12 protein-coding genes are annotated in these 21550 nt (G+C 44.1%); 2 read left to right on the top strand and 10 right to left on the bottom strand.

Features of this window, described 5'->3' with window-relative positions; all coding sequences use genetic code 11:
* Nucleotides 1–137: 137 nt before the first annotated feature.
* From OSCIL6407_RS0129990 to OSCIL6407_RS0129975, 5 genes are all read right to left on the bottom strand, one after another.
* Nucleotides 138–4220, bottom strand: coding sequence for an Eco57I restriction-modification methylase domain-containing protein (locus OSCIL6407_RS0129990; protein ID WP_007354266.1), 4083 nt, complete (start codon nt 4218–4220; stop codon nt 138–140).
* 164 nt (nt 4221–4384) lie between these two features.
* Nucleotides 4385–4987, bottom strand: coding sequence for a hypothetical protein (locus OSCIL6407_RS0129985; RefSeq protein ID WP_007354265.1), 603 nt, complete (start codon nt 4985–4987; stop codon nt 4385–4387).
* Nucleotides 4988–5068: 81 nt separating this feature from the next.
* Nucleotides 5069–8221, bottom strand: a complete 3153-nt coding sequence (gene drmD, locus OSCIL6407_RS0129980) for a DISARM system SNF2-like helicase DrmD (protein ID WP_007354264.1) — start codon at nt 8219–8221, stop codon at nt 5069–5071.
* 149 nt (nt 8222–8370) lie between these two features.
* Nucleotides 8371–8526, bottom strand: coding sequence for a hypothetical protein (locus OSCIL6407_RS35805; protein ID WP_155523450.1), 156 nt, complete (start codon nt 8524–8526; stop codon nt 8371–8373).
* A 20-nt stretch (nt 8527–8546) separates the two neighbouring features.
* Complete coding sequence (locus OSCIL6407_RS0129975) at nt 8547–9944, bottom strand: ATP-dependent DNA helicase (protein ID WP_019488130.1); 1398 nt, start codon at nt 9942–9944, stop codon at nt 8547–8549.
* Between the two features lie 257 nt (nt 9945–10201).
* Between OSCIL6407_RS0129975 and OSCIL6407_RS0129970 the strand changes: the two genes are divergently transcribed.
* Nucleotides 10202–11032 carry a hypothetical protein gene (locus OSCIL6407_RS0129970; protein WP_026103902.1) on the top strand — a complete coding sequence of 277 codons (831 nt, stop codon included), beginning with the start codon at nt 10202–10204 and terminating at the stop codon, nt 11030–11032.
* 127 nt (nt 11033–11159) lie between these two features.
* Here OSCIL6407_RS0129970 and OSCIL6407_RS0129965 read toward each other — a convergent pair whose 3' ends face one another.
* Nucleotides 11160–11513, bottom strand: coding sequence for a DUF3768 domain-containing protein (locus OSCIL6407_RS0129965; RefSeq protein ID WP_019488128.1), 354 nt, complete (start codon nt 11511–11513; stop codon nt 11160–11162).
* 157 nt (nt 11514–11670) lie between these two features.
* On the opposite strand from OSCIL6407_RS0129965, the gene OSCIL6407_RS0129960 reads away from it, so the two are divergent.
* Nucleotides 11671–12249 carry a hypothetical protein gene (locus OSCIL6407_RS0129960; RefSeq protein ID WP_007354259.1) on the top strand — a complete coding sequence of 193 codons (579 nt, stop codon included), beginning with the start codon at nt 11671–11673 and terminating at the stop codon, nt 12247–12249.
* Nucleotides 12250–12313: 64 nt separating this feature from the next.
* Here OSCIL6407_RS0129960 and OSCIL6407_RS0129955 read toward each other — a convergent pair whose 3' ends face one another.
* The 4 genes from OSCIL6407_RS0129955 to OSCIL6407_RS0129940 all read right to left on the bottom strand — a co-directional run bounded on the left by OSCIL6407_RS0129955 (nt 12314) and on the right by OSCIL6407_RS0129940 (nt 21179).
* On the bottom strand, nt 12314–14251 hold the full coding sequence (locus OSCIL6407_RS0129955; protein WP_007354258.1) for a phospholipase D-like domain-containing protein: 1938 nt from the start codon (nt 14249–14251) through the stop codon (nt 12314–12316).
* Nucleotides 14229–19415: an AAA domain-containing protein gene (locus OSCIL6407_RS0129950; RefSeq protein WP_007354257.1), complete on the bottom strand. Its 5187-nt coding sequence runs from the start codon at nt 19413–19415 to the stop codon at nt 14229–14231. Before OSCIL6407_RS0129950 ends, OSCIL6407_RS0129955 begins: the two co-directional genes overlap by 23 nt.
* Before the next feature lie 520 nt (nt 19416–19935).
* On the bottom strand, nt 19936–20850 hold the full coding sequence (locus tag OSCIL6407_RS0129945; protein ID WP_019488127.1) for a GIY-YIG nuclease family protein: 915 nt from the start codon (nt 20848–20850) through the stop codon (nt 19936–19938).
* 119 nt (nt 20851–20969) lie between these two features.
* Nucleotides 20970–21179: a Rho termination factor N-terminal domain-containing protein gene (locus tag OSCIL6407_RS0129940; protein WP_007354253.1), complete on the bottom strand. Its 210-nt coding sequence runs from the start codon at nt 21177–21179 to the stop codon at nt 20970–20972.
* Nucleotides 21180–21550 lie beyond the last annotated feature (371 nt).

Genomic DNA, 21550 nt, shown 5'->3' with positions numbered 1-21550 from the left:
GTAGAATAAATTTCGTAGTAAGCACTTTAGTGCTAGAGGGACTAAAGTCCCTACTACGAACATTTTACGTTTGTAGTAAGCACTTTAGTGCGATAAGGACTGAAGTCCCTACTACGAACGTTTGTTTCATCTGCTAATCAAAATAAGCTTAACTGTCCCTCAGATGATACCTGTTTTTTAGCAGTTTTCCCCCCACTTTTCCCCTTTTTCTTCCCTTTATCGTGCAACCCTTGGGCTTTTTCTTCGTCGTAGCGTTCGTGATTCAGCAGCAAGAGTCTATCTAGCACTTCCCGCCGTGCGGTTTCGCTGATGGTGTAGCGCAATCCTTGTTTGGTTTCGTGGAAGTCATGCCCTAAGTCTATGTCTTGCCAACCGTAGGCGGCGGCGACGGCGTTATCCATTTCTACGTGCAATTCTTGCAGTTGTTGAATATCGGCGGCGGTTTCGTCGGGGTTGTGGAAGCGGTTGTAGGTTTTGGTTAATCCTTCTTGGCGATAAAGCATGATGGATTGGCGGTGGGTGTAATATTTTTCGCCAATGCCTTCTAGGTTTGAAGTTGATGAGGGGAAAGGGAAGGTTTCAAAAGATTCCTGTGGGAAGTAAGTATTCCGAGTTTCATGAGTAGTTGTGCCTGGTCTATGCGCCCATAAATCATGCAACGAAGATGAAAGGATTGCAAAGTCAGAAAAGCTTTGTGATGCAATAACAACTAAGCGATCAGAAAATACCTGATTTTTTCGTACAGGTACGAGAAAATGATGGGCGCTGACACGGGCAGTTACCATTACCCGATCCAAATCTGAAATCGCATCATAGAGTTCTGCACGAATTCGCCAAAATTGCCACCATGCGGCGGCGGCGACATCAGCAGCTTTCATCTCTCTCTCAGGCTTAACCTTCTCTTCTAAAATTGCCAAACAATCAGGATAATCAACCGCATAAGGTTTGCCCTTTGGCTTTTTCGGATCGTCATGTTCAGCATCCAACGGCCAATCCTTAAAATTAATCACCCAACGACTAGGAGATTGATTTGGGCGAGAATTCAAATCCTCACCATTCAAATAAGGAAATAAAACATTTTTGTTACAAGGGTCTTTTTCAATTAATGCTTGGGCTTCTTCTAGAGTCAAGACAAAACCCATACCCAGCACTAACGAACCAATAAAAGATTTATCCTGATTAGCTACTAACCGATGAGGATTACCTACAGCTTTACCCAGAGTTGTCAAAAGAGCTGTAATTCCATCAACAGGCTTTTCATCTAAAATAAACTTCCCCTGCCAATTACCTTTTCGTAACCAGACATAAGCGACTTCTAAACTAGCAGTTCCTTCCCATTTCCGACTAGGAACAGTACGGATGATTACACAACCATTAGCAACTAATTGGTCTAAACCTACTTCACGGGTATCCCCTTGAGCAATCGTATTTGTTGCAACTAAACCAAACCCTCCATTAAAACTAAGTAACTGTTGCGCCTTTAAGAAGAAGTAAGCACATAAATCAGCATTTCCTCTCTTTCCATTGGCAATTCTTTCTACCAGAAAATCTCGATAATCCGTGCCGAGTACACCCGTAATCTTTTTCCCTCCCTGAAACGGAGGATTCCCCACTAAAGCCGCAAACCCCTTGGGTGCTGAATCATCCAAAAACACCTCTGGAAACTCCAGATGCCAGTGAAACGGACGCAACTTCTCCAAATCAGGCAGCACCTGACGCATCCGTTCGGAAACACTTGCACCATCCCGAAACACCGTTAACAGCGTTTGCCTTAACCCTTCTCGCTCCGTCTCAGACAAGTCATTAAAATAACTAGCAACCAGCAAATCGCAGCCATCGCGCAAATCATTGGCGATCGCATTTGCTTTCGCCAACAAATAAGCCTTCTCCGTTTGGTCTTGCGCCGTCATCCCAGGTTTCGCTGCAATTTGCCGCCGCAACTCAATTACCTGTTCAACCTCCCGGCGAATCTTATCGGCAAACAAAGCAGGCGTACCAGTCGTGTCCAAATTCCAGTAGCGCAACTGTTCCAAATTCACCCCAACCAGCGAATCCCCCCACTTGAAGGCATGATCTAAAAACGTAAACGGACGCCCTTTCGCTAACGTAATCAGCCACAGCGATAACTTCGCCATCTCCACCGCTAGTGGATTTTTATCCACCCCGTAGAGACAGCGTTCCGCCACAATCCGCCGCGCCACCGCCAACCGTTCGTCACTATCTTTCGGAATCGGACACTCATCAGGACGAAACTTAGATAAAGTCCCCTCCGGCGCAATCACTACCTGACCCGGATTTTCCCGTTCCAACCCTTCCCACGCCTCCACCAAACGTTCCGCCAAATAGCGACAAGTCTGCACCAAAAACGCCCCACTCCCCATCGCCATATCGCAGACTTTGAGTTGCAGTAACTCCTTCGCTGACTTGAGCCGCCACTGTTCCTTCGGCTTTCCCTCAGCCACCCCTTCATAAACCAACGGTTCCAGGGTATATTGCACGATCGGCTCAGTTAAACTGCGCGGTGTATAATGCGTCCCCGTTTCCCGACGATTTGAACCTTGGGTGACGTAGACACTGCCCTCTGGAATCACCATTGGGTACTCCAGCGTGTCCAGGCGAATCAATCCGGCAAACGGCAAAACGCGCTGATACAATTCCCCATCATTATTGCAAGCCGCCCGCAACCGCTCCTGCACCCTTGGCAAAATCCCCACTGAGAGAGCCTTACGCAGGGCAGCAGGGGACTTATTCGACTGCTCTTTGACAAATTTGACCAAATCCTCCTCCCCCTTGGCTTGCAGCCGCTCCAACTCCAAAAGCGCCACCTCTGGTTCCCGTTCCCGCGTCCCAATCAATCCTAAAACCGGAGACGTTGCCCTGACTGCGGTATGGTCGAGCAAGCCTTCATAGACATGACCGATTTGCTCAATATCCAGCGCCCGAAACGAAAGTCGGCGCGGTTCCAGCGTCCCACCCACTCTGATTTGCAAAATTTGCAACGCTTCCAACAAATGCAACACAATCCGATTGTTCACCGGGATAGGTTCAGCAGAAATCTCCTGCCAGCGAGTTCCCCGCACTCGCCCCTCCAAAAACGGGAATCTGTCCGGGTCAAACAAACTCCCCCCATAAGCAGGAACATCCAGCAAATCGTGGCGAATTCCCCCATGCACAGCGCGAAACGTCGCCAACAAGCGACACCAGGCATCGCTGCGGCGTTCCAACACTTCCTCGCCAAACTTATCCGCATCGCTGCGTAACTTGGCCGCGATCGTAGAAACGGCATAATATTCGTTATAAAGCGCTTCTCCCCCCGCCGAAGGAATCAACTTCCGTTCCTCGGCTGAAAACAGAAACACCAAACGCATCATCACCGTCAGCGCCGCTTCATAAAGCTGAGTTTCCGAGATATTTTGTAAAAGACTGCGATTTCTATCCTGGTCGATGCGGTCTAACGCCTGTACCAGCACCTCCACCGCCTGACGCACCTGATACCCCAGTTGGTCTGTAACCTCCTGCTGGTCTGTGACACTTTGAGTTAGCAAGGTTTCCAGCGTCTCCGAGTCATCCACCCCAAAAAACCGCCTCACCCCCAACAAACTGCGAAACGCCCGCAGCGTCAAATGTTCTTCCAACCACAGCGTCCCGTACCAAGAAATAAAACCCGTCGTTTCCCCTCTAGGCGCATTAACTAACATCCAATGTTCGCCATTTGTCACCAATCCCAACCGCACATTAGCAGCGTGCAATAATTCCATCATCCGAGTCGCCGGACTCGCTTTCCAGCGTTGTCCTGCCAAAGGTTTCTCCAAATCCTGTTCGGCAGGTACAATCTGAACTAATAGCCGGGGTGTCCCTGTATTGGGTGTTTCTTGAGGATTAACAATTACCCAATCTGGCCGGAGAGTTTCGCCCTGTTCTGCAACAGTGGTTTGCAACCCAGGCGGAATGCGCTGCCCTTCTAACAATACCTCTTCCGGCAATTCCAAAGTCTGCCGCAAAACAAATTCCACCCAAGCGCGATGAATCGCTTTTTCAGGACGCGCCCCCAGTTGATTATCCTGCCATTCTTCATAGGCTAACCGTAACAGCTTAAAATGTTCCGAGTCATGGGCATCTAACCCACTGGGAAACACTTTCAGCAATACGGGTAAACTTAAAAAAGGCCCGGAAGCTTCAACCAGAGATAACCATTCGGCGTGGTGACGTGCGGTAGACATGATGGGTAATGGGGAGTGGGGAGTGGGGAGTAGGGAGTGGTGCAAGAGTTAGGATTTTTGCTCCCTCAATCCCTACACAGATAGGGTTATATGGAGTTTCATCATTACTTATGCAGGACTACCGGGAGTCGGGAGTCGGGAGTGGGGAGTCGGGAGTGGGGTTTTTATTGCTGTTGAATGGCGCTGACTAAGATACCTAAAATTTTCTTGATATCCTTAATATAATATTCGCTTAAATCGATCGAAATTACTTTATCCTGTAACTTTAAAAATTGCCAAATCGTGCCGATGGTGATGACTCCATAAATACTTTTAATTTGATTTCCTTGTAGTTCGTTAAATAACTGTGCTGCTACCATTTCCGCAATACACTGCGCCAACCCCGATTTTAAGTTTTCATTCTTCGTCTCCACCAGCGTAATTACCGGGGCGCGAACAAATAACTGTTCTTTCGATGAACTAATGATAAAATCACAAAACCCATTTAAACCTTGTTGGACATCAACCGTAAAGTCCACCCCCGAAAATAAGCTAATTTGACCCTTAAATTTGCGCCTTATCTCTAACAAAACTGGAGTAATAATCATTTCTGAACGGGCTTTTTCCGTATTAATCGCCACCGCCAAATCAACATTTTCACCTAGAATTGTCACCAGTAAATCGCTACATTCTGCTTCCGGTACATCCGCAAACATTCCCGACGCTTCATTCACCGTCAATCCAAACCGTTGACTTACTTCATTTAACTTAAAATCGCTGTACGCCATTTGTTTTATCTCCATTTGCACTAAAGTGCTTACTACGAACTTGTTTGTAGTAGGCACTTCAGTGCCTTTATTGATATTAATTTACCTCACAAGTTTCTGCGGAACTAAATATGTCACCGCCAAAGGAAACAATCGCGGCGTTGGATTAGCAAATCTCGCCCTAATCAGATCCGTTTCCTGTTCAATCTCGCGAGGAATTTGCTCAATCCTCAACTTTAAACTATTGACATTTCGCTCAAATTGTGCTTTTTCCTCCGTATTAAATAACTCCAATTGCTTAAACTCCGGTTCAACAAACTCTTTTTCAATACTAAGCTTTAACTCAGTTAAAATAGCCGTAATATCCGCCACCTCTTTATCAGCCCGGTTCTGCAAATCCCGTTGTAAACTAGCAGTTCTATCACTCATCCGCGCCTGCAAAGTTTTCAGCAATTCATCGGCATAATTCGGCCAAATTTCGGCTAATTTTTGTTGAACGCTATCTGGCGCTGCGTCTGGTAAAACTGCATTTAACGCCCCTTGCAATTGCATCACTTTTAACCGGGTAAATTTCCCATCCTTCAACATTCCCCCCGCCGTAATCACCTCTTCATGTAACCGTTGTTGGTCGGTTCCTAAAATCACCAATCTACCATAAGCAACCACCGCCGGAGTTTCCAACCCCGAACTAGCAGAAACTAACCTCGCCGTCACGCGATGCAAGCATTTTCTTTCCTCCCCAGACCACACCTCAGCCCGCAACAAGCGCAAACACATTTGTACTAACCGATGATTCAAATGTGCTAACACCACATTATCTTTACCCTGGGCTAATTCCGGGTCAAAAACAATGGGGCGAATCTCCTTGGTATGGGGATGGGCTAACCCTTCGCTACACATCGCCCAACTGCTTTTTAGGGCTGGTAAATAAAAAGCTTTTCCCTTTAAACCTACTATCTGAGTTTCTATCAGTGGCGGTTGTTCTGCTAACTCTAACCCAATTTTTACTACTGATTCTATATTATCAGGAGTCAACCGTAAATTCTGGCGAGTTTCGTTTAATTGTTCGCGCAATTTATCAATCTGTTCTCTCACTTTGCGCTCAAACTTTAACATCCGTCGCACAGGTTCCGATTCCCGTTCAGATTTGCTAGTATCTAAAGTAGTCCGATATCCTAACATTGCTTCTTCTACTTGCTGGGCAATCACCATACCCACTTTACCCAAATCTTCTCTGATATTATTAACTTTTAATGCCGCCCGCATTAAAAATTCTAAATCACCTTCTAAATCACCCGGTTTAGTTCCCGTTACCGAATTTTGTTTATAATCTTTGCCGACAAAATGATAAACTAAAACCTCCTGAGCTTTTTGTCCGTGACGGTCAATTCTGCCATTCCGCTGTTCCATCCGATTCGGATTCCAAGGAATTTCATAATGAATCAACTTAGAACAATAATTCTGTAAATCTAACCCTTCCGAAGCTGCATCAGTTGCCAGTAAAATCCTCACAGGCGAAATATCAGGGTCGGTTTGAAAAGCGGCTTTGACTTTTTCCCTATCTTCCGAAACCATGCCGCCATAAAGAGTCATCAATCTGTCTCCTTCGATTAATCTTTCGGCTGCTAATAAATTATACAACCATTTTTGAGTGGCGCGATATTCGGTGAAAATAATAACCCGTTCTTTCGACCATTTTCCATTAGGTTTAATCTGAGTATGAATCCACTTCAATAACTCTTGAGCTTTGGCATCCGGTCGTTTGGCGGCATCTTCTGCCCAGTCTCGCATTTCTTGTAATAATTGTTGTTCTGCTGGCGAAAGTGGGCGAAACAATCTGCTAGTATTAGTAATTGCTTCATCGGTTGCTTCTTCGTAAACCGCATCATCGGCAAATTCTTCTTCAACTTGCTCTAATTGACGGCGTAAAATTCCCTCAGTTGGTCGTGATAAAGTGGTAGCAGTCCGGCGACGGGCTGAAGTTAAAGATTTTTCGTGCTGGGCTAAGGTAATCGCAAAAGCTTCGGGTGAAGAAAACAAGCGTTTCTTTAACAGTTTTAAAACAAATTCAGTAGCATACTTTTCTGTATTATCTGCCACACCTTTACCGCGTAATTCGGTGTAATGTTTTAAAGCTGCGTGCGCCCTCCGTTCTCCGGCGGGATAATCTACTAAAATAGGTGCTAAATTCCGTACTGGAAATAGAGGCGAACCATCCCAGTTTTGCATCTCCTGTTTCAGTCGCCGCACCATGACAACTTGCAGTTGGTTTTTGTCAGGAGAAACACCCCTAGCAAATCTTTGGGAGTCTAACAATTCTAATAAAGCGGTGAAACTTTCGGGATAACCGTTATGGGGAGTTGCGGTTAAAAATAATTTGTGTTCAAAATGAGGAACTAATAATCTAATTGTAGTGGTTCGGAGCGAGTCAACTGCATATTTTCCGCCGCCGGATGGTGCGACGTTGTGTGCTTCATCGACAATCAGCAAGTCAAAACGGCGGGGATAGAGGGGTTCGCCTTCGGCGGGGAGGAGTTCGCGAAAAAGACGCAGGGGGCGATCGCGCTTGATAAAATCGATCGAGGTAATCAATCTGGGAAAATGCTGCCAAGGATTAACATGAATCCCGCGAGAACGCCGTAACTCCTTCATCAAGTTACTATCCACAATCCGAAAATCTAAACCAAATTTATCCCGCATTTGGTCACGCCATTGAATTTGTAGCGCTGAAGGGCAGATAATCAAAATACGGCGGCAACGATGGCGAATTGTCAACTCCTGCGCGACTAATCCCGCCTCAATGGTTTTCCCTAATCCTACATCATCAGCAATTAGTAAGTTAACGCGGGGCATTTGAATGGCACGCACAACGGGGTCAAGCTGATAATCTTCAATATCAATACCGCTGCGAAAGGGAGATTGTATAGTACGAATATCAGCAGTTGAAGCGCCCCCCCAGCGTACCGCATCCAAAAAAGCGTCTAATTTAGCGGGTTCATCAAAACCTGTAGGTGGCGGTAGTTCCATCCGTTCGCGAATAAAAGCCCCCGGTTCTAATTCCCAGATTACCTGTAATTCTTCTCCCAAAGCATCATCTTCCACAGAGGAAAGCATCACCAGGTTTTGCAACTGCTGTAACCCTGGTAGCATGGGATTAACAGGTATGGCAGTGGGCCGGATTTCGGTGACGACGTATTGGCGCGATCGCACTTTGACTAGCTGACCCAGTTCTGGAATTGCTCTAGTTAAACTCATACCCTCCTCTGGGAAACTTTGACACTAATTCCGTCTGTGTGGCACTCTTTTAAGTTGTGCAACTTTTTTGGTGAGATAAAGAGTGCGATCGCAACCTAACAATTTTCTCAGCTTTTAGTTCTGTATTGGTATGTACTCCCTGCTTTGTTTTAATCGCTCTTGAGTACGATTAAAAAATAGCACATTCCAAGGGCGATCGTCTTGTCAGACTGCAAGCAAGTAGGAGTAGCCAGCGTTCGACGGCTCGCGCTCAGCCGGAACCGTCGAAGTCCCCAGGCATCGCCCTTAAACTCTAAAAGTGCCATTCAGCCAATATAAACTAGGCTTACTTAGTAACAAAAACCCGCTGCTTCGCACGACTACAACTCACGTACATAAGCTGATTGTGCGCTCGAATACTGTCGCGGTATTCTTTAATAAATTGAGATTTTTGACAAGGAAAAACTTGAGCAAGATACAGCAATTTAGTAGCAACTTTCCTGCCGATATCACTGCTGTCAATTCCCACCTCCGTGAAGGTAGATCCTTGAGAATTATGCACAGTAATTGCCCAACAATTTCTCATGTCTGCAAAGATTTCACAATGGTTATACCATGCTTTCCATAAGCTTGGATTGCTTTTAGCACTTTGCAGTAACCTAGCATTGTCCTGTTGGAATCGGCGAGTGTCACTTTCGTGGAGGATGTAGATTTGGCGGAGGTCGCCTACATCGGTTTTAACCTGAAGATTCCAAGCTTTATACCCAGAGTACCTATCCTCTTTAAATTCGGCAATTTCTACTTCTGCTGATGTGGACAGGATGACAGTTTTGCCGTCGGGAGCAATAACAGGAGCTTTACTGATTAACCTCTCCCCCATCATAAATCTGGGAGCATTTTTACCGTAAATTTTAGCTCTGATTTTGCTATTCCAGTAGGCAACGCGCTCGTTAGTGTAGCAAAGGATGCGAAAGCAGTCGGGGTCTTGAGGGAAAGTAGAAGAGAACTTTTTTAAGGCATATTTCAACAGCGTTTCTTCTCTGACTAGGAAAGCTCCGTTTTTTTTATCAAAGCTGAATTTGGAGAAGGGTTGGAATGCTTTTTTGCTCTTGACAGCCGTGCGGCAAGCTGTTATAAATTCTAGCAGAGGGCTACCCGCACCTTGCCTAACAACCTCTGTTAAAATGGCTTTTTCAGGGATGTTGAAAGCTTGAGATTTTTTCTCTTCTATTTCGCCATTAACAGGAGGCAATTGTGCGGGGTCGCCCATGACAATAAGTTGCCGATTACTGCCCAGGAGCAAAGTATTAGCAATTCTTTCTTGAATGATATTCCACAGTTCTGTTGTCACCATACTACACTCATCAAGAAAGATGGTGTCGTATAGGTGAAGGAAAGAAGGAGAAACTTGTTTGAGGATTTTATTTTGCCCCTGTTTGACTGGAGCTAATCCTAGTAGTTGGTGGATGGTCATAAAGTCTACTCCTATGAGTCCTTTTTCATTAGCCATCCGTCGCAATACGCCTACTGCTTTATTGGTAGGAGCGGTGAAAGCGACTCTTTTTCCAGCGCTGATTAATTGTTCTGCGACGAGGTTGACAAGGGTGGATTTTCCCGTACCTGCATATCCAAATAGCCCGAATACCCGTTTAGAACTTGTGAGAAATTGTTCGATGAGTTGGAGGGCATTGTTTTGTTGAGAAGTTAATTGAAAATTCTTTGGTTTTACCAGTGTTTGAATCATAGAGTAGGTTTGTTCTACTATTTTTCAAACACTCATCAGCGGTAGCTGAAATTTATACAAAAGTTAATAAATGAAATAACACTAATTTATTAGGTGTATTTTAGTTGTATTCAAGTTTGACATACTAAGACGTTAGGTTAGAAAGGGCTTGAGTATTGCATTAGGGGATAATTTAGGGTATGCTTGATTTCAATATCTTTCAGCCTCATAAGTATGGGGAGATAATTATTATTATTTGCACGTACCCAACTTCTTTTATGAATTCTCCAACTGCAAAAATGCCCACTTCCGAAGAAATTGCTGCTGCTATAGAGACAATTGACCACTTGACTGCTTGGCTACAAGATACCGGATTAAGTGCCTCCGCGATCGCCCAGTTCAAGTTTAACTCACTGGCATCAATGTATCCAGAATTGCGAGGGATAGCAGAGACTGCAAAACAACTGATTGGCGCAGCTTCTCCTCTGACAGAAGTTGGGATGACAGTGACGGAACTAGCAGCGGTGCTCACAGACAGCTTAGAGTTAAAAATCAAGCCAGATGTCGTCAATAAAGCTCTAGTGGTATTGGGATATCAAGAGCGCAACGAAGCCAAGCGGATTTGGATACTGACAGAAGCGGGTAAAACTCATGGTATTTCCTTACTGGCTACCTCCTCGACAAACAAGTGGAGCGGTAATCAATTGAAGTGGTATCGCTCTATAATTCCCATCTTAGAAGAATATTTGACAGAGGCAGGAATTTTAGAAAATGGTAGCAGTAACGATTGCACTGCAATAGCAGATACAGAACAATCTAAAACTTCAGAAAAAAGCCTAGTATCTATTGCTCAAAATGGTAGCTCTCCTAGTAATGGAGAAAAAGCAACTTGGACAGTGCCTGAACGTATTAAAGTCTTGGGAATTACAGTTAACCCTAGTCAAATTGAACTGATTCAATCTTTTGCTGACGATGCTTACACCAAACATTATAACTCGACACCTCTCAAATCCAAGGTGAGGAAGAATCAATTTTCTACTTATCCTAGTGATTTTATCGAGTTTTTAGATCGGGCAATTCAGACAGTATTAAACCCAAAAAAAGCCTAGTAAATATTCTCGAAAAGCTCTTTCTTAATGGGGATAGTTCCTAATGAGGGGAATCTGCTACAAATTATATTAATTAATTAAGGACTTGAGGAAGAGCAAATTAGCACTCTTCCCCTACTCCCCATCTTCAATACTCGTCCGATTTCATTAGAGTAGCAATTCTCCAAGTTTGATCGGGATCTTCGGGAAAATTTGAACCCACTTCTCTATTTTCCAGCCAAGCTTGTTTGTCAAAATAATCAATTTTGGCAAAGTAGGTTTCGCCACCAAGTTTAATGGTAAGGAAATCTCGTTCTCCGTAGGGATCGTTGCCTGCCTCAAAACTGTTAAAATCTTTTACCAATTGCAGTAACTTTTGTTGCTGTTCGTGAGGAAGAGCTTTTACAGTTCGAGTGATCCGAATTTCACCAATTTTTGTATCTCCTTGACGCAATTGATCGTTGAGACGGGCGATTTTTTCGGCTGTTGTTATAGTTTCCATAGTTAATTAAAACTTCATTCCCAAAAAAGGCCGCGATCGCGGCCTTGCTTAAAAAATTAGTGGAGGTTTAAATAGCCTGTAGCTGGTTCTTGACATTTGGTTAGCGGAGGTAGTATAGTTAAATTACCTAAATAAATTTGTCTCCGCTAACCAGTCTATGAACCCCATCCAGCAAAGAATCCAGCACATCCGCTCTCAGATCCAACTCCTACAAACAGAAGGAGAAGTAGCGCCGGAGCGCGTGTGGATTTCCCGGTTTAGTGCTCGCAATCGACCAGGGGGTAAGGTTTATCACTATTACAAGCTGATGCAGGAACAGGATAAGAAGGTCAAACAACGGTGCTACTTGGGTAAGCCTTCTAATCCAAAGTACAAGCGGTGGTTAGCGGCGATCGAGCGGCGTAACCAGATTCAGGAATTAGAAGCGATCGCCAAACGGTTGCAGCGCCAGTTAGTTAACGAAGATTCTGCGCCGTTAGAGGGCGCGAGCCACAGTCAATCAAAAGTTACTCCGCTAACCAATCTCACTGCCAAACTTCAACGTCTTTTAGCCAGGAGGCTGCCTGGGAAAATTAGCATGACTAGCAGCGAAGTGGAATTATTGTTGTCACTTATAAAACAACATTCTCATGAGTTGGCACCAATAATCTTCAGGGGGCGACAAGCGCCCCCAAACCATTGCAGGGAGGATGTTGTCGGGTCTGAAGCCGCCGCCCAGATTGCGGCGATCGCCTAAATTAAAATTAATTAAACTCAATTAAACTGTAGCCCTTATGCTGCACCCCTGATAGGATAAGGGGTTAATTTGCTACTTTGCGGTTGGCGACAGCGGGGCTATTTCTAGGTTTACCTGATGTTTTTTGAGGGCGATCCGGTTCTTTAACAGCATATTTGGAGAGAAAATCATCAGGCTTTACTAACGCCGAGTCTGCAATGTTCAGGCGACGGAATTGTGACCAATGTTCATTTAATAGCTTCAAAGCTTGGTGGCGATTTAACGTTGCGATCGCACCTATCAATTGACGCAAATTCGACCGCAATAACTCAATATTAGAGTCATCCACTGAAAATTGACTCACCATTGAAACCGCTGTTGCCAAATAAGCTGAATCCGGCGATATCTTTTTCGATCTTAACCCCTGACGAACCACATTTAGCCACACTGGATAAAGTTCTAACCAATTAGCAAGTTGCAATTCGCTTAATGCCATTTCCTCCATTCCCAACGCTCCCCAAGTGCAAAGCGATGTTTCAGCTAAATTAGTATCGCGATTTTTCACCGCTGACTCCCATAATTCTCTAGCATAATCCTTAAACCGAACCGCCAGAAATTCATAAGCTGCCTCAACTTTATCAGTAGCTGTAACCTGATAAACCGTCTCACCACGCGGTAACTTATCGCCTCGATAAGATAGCCAATTGTGGGAACCGCATAAATGAATGTTCCGATCTACTACAACTTCCTTCGCATGGGAATTTCCCAGCCAAAATACCTGCACTGCGGATAAACCTTCCCGCGTTTTAATTTCTCTCAGCTTTTGCTCAACTTGTGGCGGAATTGGTCGAGTTTCATCCTGTTGTCGCCGGGAAATACCGTGACCAATTAAAATCCACACTCCTCTATTAGCTAAGTTTTGAAGTAATTGAATAAACTCATTATCTACCACTTCCTTGCTCACCCAAGGAGAATAAATTAAGATTTGATGCTTCCCTCCTCTCAAAGTTTCTAAGAAAGACTGCCGAATTTGACTATCTCGTAGCAAAACCACCTGGTCTTTTTCCTCGCTTCCCTTCGGCGAAACTTGCTCCCCAGTTTCCCTCAATTCTTTAACAGTTTCAATCGCCTGCTGTTCAATCTTCTTAATTCTGTCTTCAACTTCTTTATTTCGTTGATTGAGGAGCTGCTCACGCTCCGCAGCAATTGTTTCATCACTCAGATACAACAAAGTTTGTAAAGAAACTTTGCCTTCAGTTTGCAAAATATCGAGTAAATCTGAGGCATAGTGTAAAATTTCTTTTCCTCGTCTTACTTGCAACTTAACTGCATCTTCCAGTGCATCAAAAATCACAAAAATTGAAACAGATTGCCAGATAGCTTGACTCTCAGAGGTGAAAGAAGCAGCAGTAATAATTTTGCCATCTTCAGGAACGTGCAATCCTAAACTAGAAGCTTGAATAATGCGCTGAAGTTCTTCAATATATAACTCATTAAAATCTTGATAATGATTTTCTATTGCGATAAAATCTTCAAGAATTGGCAGATCAATTTGTACTCCTTCTAAAGGGGAAGATAGAAAAAATAGATTTTCCTGCAAGGGGTCAGCAATCGCATAAATCTGCTTTTTTTGTGGCGGTTGTGGTACAGAACCTTCCTCGTAAAATTGCCTACCTTGAGGAGTTAGAATAATTTTGGCATCCGGTGTCCAGGCTAAAGTTTCTAAACTTCGCAGAGTATTAGCAGTATTTTCCACGAATACAGGATCGAGACCTAAAGCTACTGCTAATTCATTTTCGGTGGGTGTCCATTCACTCTCTATGCCAGCACGGAGGATAAACTCTTCAAGGATGTTAAATTTGCGGGGTTCGCTAATAGTAACTTCTACTGATATTTGCTTTAAACAGTAGCGGAATTGGCGACCAGCCAGCACTGATATGCCAGCCGGACTTTGCTTTTCTATTTGTTGGACTAATTCCTGTAATTGGGGATCAATTGGTTTAGGAGAGGATACTAGAAACATCAATCAGACCTCCATTTCGGCGTACAATATTTGCTACTTCTGAATACATACTTCCCACTTTACCTTTGTGCTTTGTAAAAAGTGAATGACATCCCACAATTACCAGCAATTCCTGAGCTCGGGAAAAGGCAACGTTTACCCGTTCTGGCTTTTTAGCAAAGCCAATATCTCCCTCAGAATTATTCCTGACCATGCTGACAATAATAATCGGCCGTTCCATACCCTGAAATCTGTCAACAGTACCCGTTCTAATGGAAAGTGAGGGGAATTTGCGATTGCTAAGCATTTCCTCAATTCGCCTCAATTGAGCACCATAAAAGGTAATGATACCGATTTCTTTTTTCGGTTGTCCTTCCGCAACTTTCAGACTCCAAACATCCTCCATTTGCTCACACAGAATGTCAATCGCATCGACTTCCTTAAGATTATACCTAGAAGTTCCCTCTAACTGCTCTTCAAAACTCTGTTCTTGAGGCATTTTTACCCAGATTAGGTGTTGTTCTGCTCGGATGATGTCGCCTGCTAAATTGTGCGATCGCACCTTCTCAGGCTCAATAATTCCACAACGCAGGCTATGGTCGTAAAATTGATTAATCGCTCCCATAATGTGGGGGTGCATCCGATACTGAATAGTCAGCCGTCGCTTGATGCTTTCTGGTGCAGTTTCAAATTGTTTCTTAAATAAAGATTCTTCCAGAAAGTTGATATCATCCGGTTCGCTTCCCATTTCTGTCGCGATTTCTTCTAAGCTCTTTTCATGTAGCATTGGCGGTAATTGGCGATAGTCACCAATCAATACTAATTTTTTGCCTTTGAGTGCAGGAATCAGAATTTCTGGAGGCGTACATTTGCTCACTTCGTCAATGATGACTACATCAAAATTGCTGAATTCTTTGAAACCGTAGCCAGCTACTTGGCTACAAGTAATGCCGATGACGTTAGCATTGTCGATATAAATTCGCCTCAATTCGCTCTGATCTTGTTCGGAAGGGTTACGAAGTTTGGCTATCCAATCTTGAATCAGGTTTTGATAGCGTTTGAGATGGTATTCTTCTTGAGTGAGTTGTTGATGCCAAGCATCGAATTGTGCTTTTACTGTGCGTAAGAAGTTGAGATCGAATAAGCCGTTGGCGGGGATTGGCGGTTTAAGGCGATCGGGGATAGTTTGCCATGCTGACTCCCACCATTTTCGTTCAGAAATTAAAGTGGGTGATAGTTGCAGTTGTTGTTGGAGTTGTTGCAGTTCAACTTCCATTTGCTGAAGCTGATTTTGACATTCTCGAAGTTGATTTAAGGCTTTATCAACCCCCTTTTGTAAGATTCCTTGAATGGTTGTAAGAGCATTTTTTATTACTCGCAGTTCCAATAATGGATCGAGTGAGGAGATTAATTTTTCAAACTGATTTATCTGATTTTCCCACCACTTCGCTCGTTGGGGAAATTCTGATACAGGTATGTTAGCGATCGCTTGTGAAAGAGAAGGAAAAGATTGATACCGCATAGCGAAACTGCGTAAGTTTGCGGGAATACCTGACTCCTTGCTCAATTCTGCTAAGGCTTGCATCGCTCTTTGTGACTTGGCTTCAGCTTCACGCTGAAGAACCTCTAATTCCTTTTTAGCATTTGCTATTGCCTGCTGTTGCTGCTGTTGCCTGGTTATCGCTTGCTGCTGTTCTTTAAGCTGTTGTTTTAGCTGCTGGAGTTGTTTTTCTGCTTCCGGTTGCTTCTGCTCTAGCCATTGAGATATACTGGCAGCAATACCATCAATCGCTTCGGCTGCAATGGGAGTTAATTCCGCATCAAAGTTGGGGATTTGCACTTCACTTTGTTTGGCAATTAAATTAGCAATTTTCGAGCGACACCTATCGAGGTTAGAACGCCAAGGCTGAGGTTTTACAGGAACACTTGCCAGCAAATCAGGTGGCAATTTAATCATGTTATCTGTAAATCTTCGCCTCTCTTCTACACATTTTTTTAACTCCTCATATACGCTCTCATAAGCTGTGGATTCCCAGTTTTTTAGGGATTTCAAAACAGAGGTTTTCTGGTTTTGCTCTAATTCCTGTTGTTGGCTCAGCCAGTTTCGCGTAGTAGTAGCAATACTACTGATAACTTCCTTGGCTACCCCGTTCAGTTGCCGCTCAACAAGAGCAATTTTATTGGCTTCACTTTTTCTAGTAATTAAAATAGCAATTTTTAACTTACACTTGTCGAGATGAGCTCCCCAAGGGGCGGGATTAGCTTTTACAAATGACACCACATCCAGCGGTAGTTGAATCAGCTCATCTGTAAAGGCTCGATTAGTTTCTACACATTGCTTCATTGCTACATAAATCCTCTGATAAGCGGTTGATTTCCACTGGTTTATTTCACTTCTGACTGCAACAATTCTTAATTTTTTGTTTTCACAACTTTTGATGGTTTCCTGTAAATTTTTCTGGGCGGTAAGAGTAATAAATCGCTGATAGTTTGTTTCCAAACTTTGAACGGCGGCGGACTTCTCACGGAGTGTTCGTGCAGCTTCTGCCGCTTCTCTGATGGATGATATCGCATTTATACAATGAGACAATGACATCTGAATTTGTGGAAGACCTTGCTCCTTTAACCAAGCCGCTAAACTAAAAGGATTCAGCCGTAAATCGTGAGGAGGTTGAAGACCTAGCTCGGCAGCCATTCTAGCTGCTTTTTCAACATTTACCTTGAAGTTTCCTTCAGAAATATACCCCAATCTAAGGTCTTTGGTACTGTCGCAGAGTTTGATAGCTGCTGTCAATAAATTAATTACTGCTACATCTTCCCAATCAACTGAAGATTTAGACATTAGCGATTCCAAACTAGGAAGGAAATATTCAACAACTTCGCGCTGTTTAGCTTCCGCTTCTTCATAGACACTTTCTTGCGCTTTACAGGTTTCCTCTAACTCTACCTTATACCATCGCAACTCCTCTTGACTTTCTTGTAAATTTTCCTCGTCTCGCAAATACGCATAAAACCGCTCCGATCCTACTAACAATTCCCTAAAAAAATCTATATTTTCCCGCTGTTTTACCAATCGCTTCTCGCAGTCATCAGCCGTATTTCTCAGCCAATTGCCAATTACTTTATCTTCCAAAAATGGCAAACCTTCCTCTTCAACTCGTTCCGCACGGCCCTTTCGCAAAGCGCGGATAACGGGACTATGAATTAAGCGACTCAACGCATTATCAACAGCTAAATTTGCTTGAGAAGCAATTAAAGTCCTCCCACCCCGTAGCGCAACTTGATAGGAAATTTCAGCGATTACAGTCGTTTTCCCCGTTCCTGGTGGCCCTTGAATTAGCACTAAATCGGGTGCAGATAAGACAGCTTCTACTGCTGCAACTTGATCCTCATTTGCCCCAGATAGCAGCAAATCCTCTGGCTTCAGTTTAACAGTTGTTTGTAAGGGTCTTGCCTGAGAAGCATCAAAGAAAAATTCTCCTACATAGGGATTCTGAGCAATTCCCATTTGCAGATCGTCTAAAGCTTTTTTCTGTCGCTTAATTTGAGTTAAATCTCCCGCAGCCTCGAAAGACAAAAAGCCTATTTTCGGCAACTGATAGTGTCCTTCTCCTATTTTTTCTACTAACTCAGAATCGAGTCTCACGCGGACAAATCCCTTTTCTCTGTCAATCTCTTCAATCGATCCTAATAAAATTGCATTCCACTTTGCAGGCTGCTTTACAGATTCTTTACCAGATGTGCTATCATCTTCCTCACGGCTTTCTTCAACTCGCACTACAAGTTTTATATCCTCATTTCTCGCCTTAGCTGCTCTTGTCCAGAAGTCATCCTGTTTGAGAGAAATTCCTGATGATTTGTCAAGTTTTGCCTCAGATACAGTAATCTCAAAAGTAATTTTGCGGGTAGCAGAGCCGTAGTTATGACCATAAAAAGGCACGAAAAATTCTCGCGTCTTAGCAATTCGCTCTTCAATCTTTAAAAAGGCTTTCCAACCTTTTAACTGTTCTTCTGTCGGCACACAATCCCCACAAAAGGGAACAGTTTTCATGCGATTTAAAGCTGAAATTGGCACTCCCATTCGAGACTGGTGATTGAGGTGCAGACTTAGGAAGAAGAGAACGGAAAAACCATCACTACGTCCCCGTTCTGGGGAAACTAAACGAGCAGAAAGTAAGCGCAAGCCATCGGATCTGCCTTCGGTGACAAGAGCCACCAAACTTAATGTTTTTTGCCGTTTTTCAAGGATTTCTGGTAATTTTGCTGCTTCGATATCTGTGGCGATCGCGAGTTCCCATTTTTCTTCGCCCGCTTCTTCTCCCGGCCCTTTGCGGCGGACATAGAAAGGTCTGGGTTCGTCTCCTAAAATGTCAGATAGCAACTCTTGGGCGCGATCGCGGCGATCGCTAAATTCTGGATACTTTAAGAGAGCATTTTTACCCTCTATTTCACGAATTAGGTAATCGATCGCCTGGTTCCCTAAAAACCGATATCCCCAATTTTCCTCATTGAGAGTTGCTGTTGCGATTTGTGATGAGAGAGGCGATTGATGATGACTGGTTTGAGGTGCTGTAACAATCGCAGAAATTTCTATCGAGAAGTTTTGGCTAGATGCTTGCAAAAAAATAAAGCCAGATAGGTTAGTTCCGGCTGGAATATCTTGGGAATTGAGGGCAATATCTAGTTTCTGCAACCCGCAAGACAGGCAAGGTTGCTGTACTTGTAACCAAGGCTGAGACCAGGAAACTGTGCAGTCGCCACCGAGTTGCAGTTGCTCGGTTCGCTGCAAATATCGGTTGGTTTGGATTTCCCCGAAGTGGACTGCTGTAGGGATGTCCCAGCTTACCCCTAGCCACTGGACGTTGGGAGCGGTTCCCAGACATCTTACTCTGTCTAAGACTGGCGCGGTATTCGGTGCGGCCGCGATCGCAACTTCTCCCGTATTCCCACCGACAGTCCGCTGAACGCTCAAATTTTCCAGTTTCACTCCCGGAACTGCGATTTTTAAGGCAGGTTCGTCACTGGCAAATATGACGGTGTTTTCTCCTTCTCCCCGCAGCGCGATCGCTCGTTCAATGGTAAATGGCCCCTTATATTCCCCTGCTGTCAAAGCGATCTCGTGTCCATCTTTAACCATTTGCAGCAATTCGCCAAAGTTGTCGGGGTTAGCGGAGAAAGTAGGCATAGATGCTTATTGATGGGGGGCGATCGGAGAAAGTGTTAATTTTTGGGCTTCTGAAGTAAACTACAGTTTAACGCTGTTTAGTTACGGATAAGCTGTTCCATACTTCAATACGCTTCACTTACGAGTTACAGTCTGACTGATGATGCGAAAATTTGAGCCTTAACTCAATAGTATTGAGGCAGAGCGCTTCACTCCATTCATACTGACGATCGCGGAGCCTCTAATAGATAAAAAACTGGAGCTTGTTACGGAGTATAGCTTTAACCATATCCCCGCGTGCAAACCAAAGTAATTTTTATGTCGCGGAGCACCCAAGAAAACTACATTAGTTATCAAGTTGCGAGAAACCCGAACAGGTCTTATTAATAACGTAGACTGGAACTTGATTCGCTATCTTGAAGGCTTAGACACTTGCAAAGTAGCTCCAAATCTTGTAGCGATTGCTAACCTTATCTAGTTTGATGAACCTGCCACAAGCCCTTATAGTTCTGTGATAATGCGTAACTGCTGCGGGGTTTTGTCAGAGGCGATTGCACAAGCTGAGAACATCCACCTCAACATCACTAAGCACTTTAGGTTCCATCCCATACAAATCATTCAGCACGGCTTTGACATCAGGGAACTGAAAATACTCAGTCAGCGTGCCAATGCGAAAGTTAAAAGCTTTGTACCGATGCTTGAAGTACAGCTCCACATTCCCCCGGTGTTCCCACAGTCCCAGCAAGTTGATAACAACATCCGAGTAATGCGCCCTCACATCCCGCTGCACTTCTGCGATTCTCTCTTCAATTAATCGAGTGGTAACGCCGATTTTGTAGAAGGCGCTGCCGTCAGCTTTCACCTCAAGGAAATAGAGCGAGTTTACCAAAATCCGACGAAGCTGTGCTCGATAAATCTGCAAATCAGCTAATCGCTCGTTCAAACAGGAAAGTCCAGCAGCTTCGGCCACTTCTGCTGATTGTTGTAACTTCATCAACTCTGACAATAGTAATGGTTCCTGTACTCGATTGAACAACGCCAGGGGCAGCGCCGCGACGGGGATTTTACCGAGGTTTGTAAACTGATAAAATTGCTCGTCTTCTGATTGTAATAATCCCTTTAACTCCCATCGGAAGCTAATTAAATCTCTAGGAATGGGACTGTTACCAATGCCATACTCTTTCCAGAGCACTTTCAATTGTTCCAATTCATCACCCTTGAGCTGGACATTAAAATTGTCGTAGAGGGGCAGCGCGGGGAAAGCTTTAGTTTTTATCCGCTGAGAAACGGGCTTGCAAGTTTCCCCAGTGTGAGCGAAATGATGTTCTTTCACCGCGCCCTTTTTTGCTGTAAGTTCGCCGCCGCAGTACAGGCAGGCGAGGTTAGTTTTTCCGCGCGCGACTTCATCAATGCTCGCCAGTTCGCCGCTGGGAGCAACACCAAATTTTAGCCACATTGTTAAAATTCTCCTTAAAGCAGGTTTGAAGATGCACCCGCTTTCTAGATTTTAACAATTTTGTCGGGGGGGACAGTCGAGAAGTGATTATTCTGGAGATCGCTAATAAATTATAGGAATTATTTACGGCGCGATCGCTTTGATTTCCTGTATTGTTCGTCTCTGATACGGCTCAATTCCTTAATTGCTTCAACTATCTCCGATTTACTCATTGTTTGACAGCCCTTAACCTTGTATTGAGCGGCAAAAAATCTAAGTTGCTCCAGATCCAATTGGTAAAGAACGTCATAATTACGTGGATCTGATGTGTCTTCTTCTTTTTTGACCATTACTTTATGCAGTTGTGGTAAAAAGTTGGGCTTTCCCGTTTTTTCGCCGGGAATAGGAGGACAGTTAAAAGTGGATTGTCAGCCGCGATCGCTACCCTAAATTTAATCAAACAATTTTACCTTTCATCGCGGAGCGGAGCGTTTTTGCTGTGGGGGGCAATAGCGGTCAAAGTATTTTGATCGATCGTTGAATAGAGGATGTGCCAGCTGCTCGGAATTTTAACAACCTTACAATCACCAAATAAGCAAACTCTAGTTTCTACAGCGTTAATAGCACCTACTAACGCAGAGATTAACAGGTTGATAATGATGGGATTGAGTACGATCGCATGAATCCCCCTATCCGTAAGCCCATACCCATTCGCTATCGA

This window comes from Kamptonema formosum PCC 6407 (assembly GCF_000332155.1).
Lineage (GTDB): Bacteria > Cyanobacteriota > Cyanobacteriia > Cyanobacteriales > Microcoleaceae > Kamptonema > Kamptonema formosum.
This window is presented reverse-complemented; position numbering and strand designations above follow the sequence as displayed.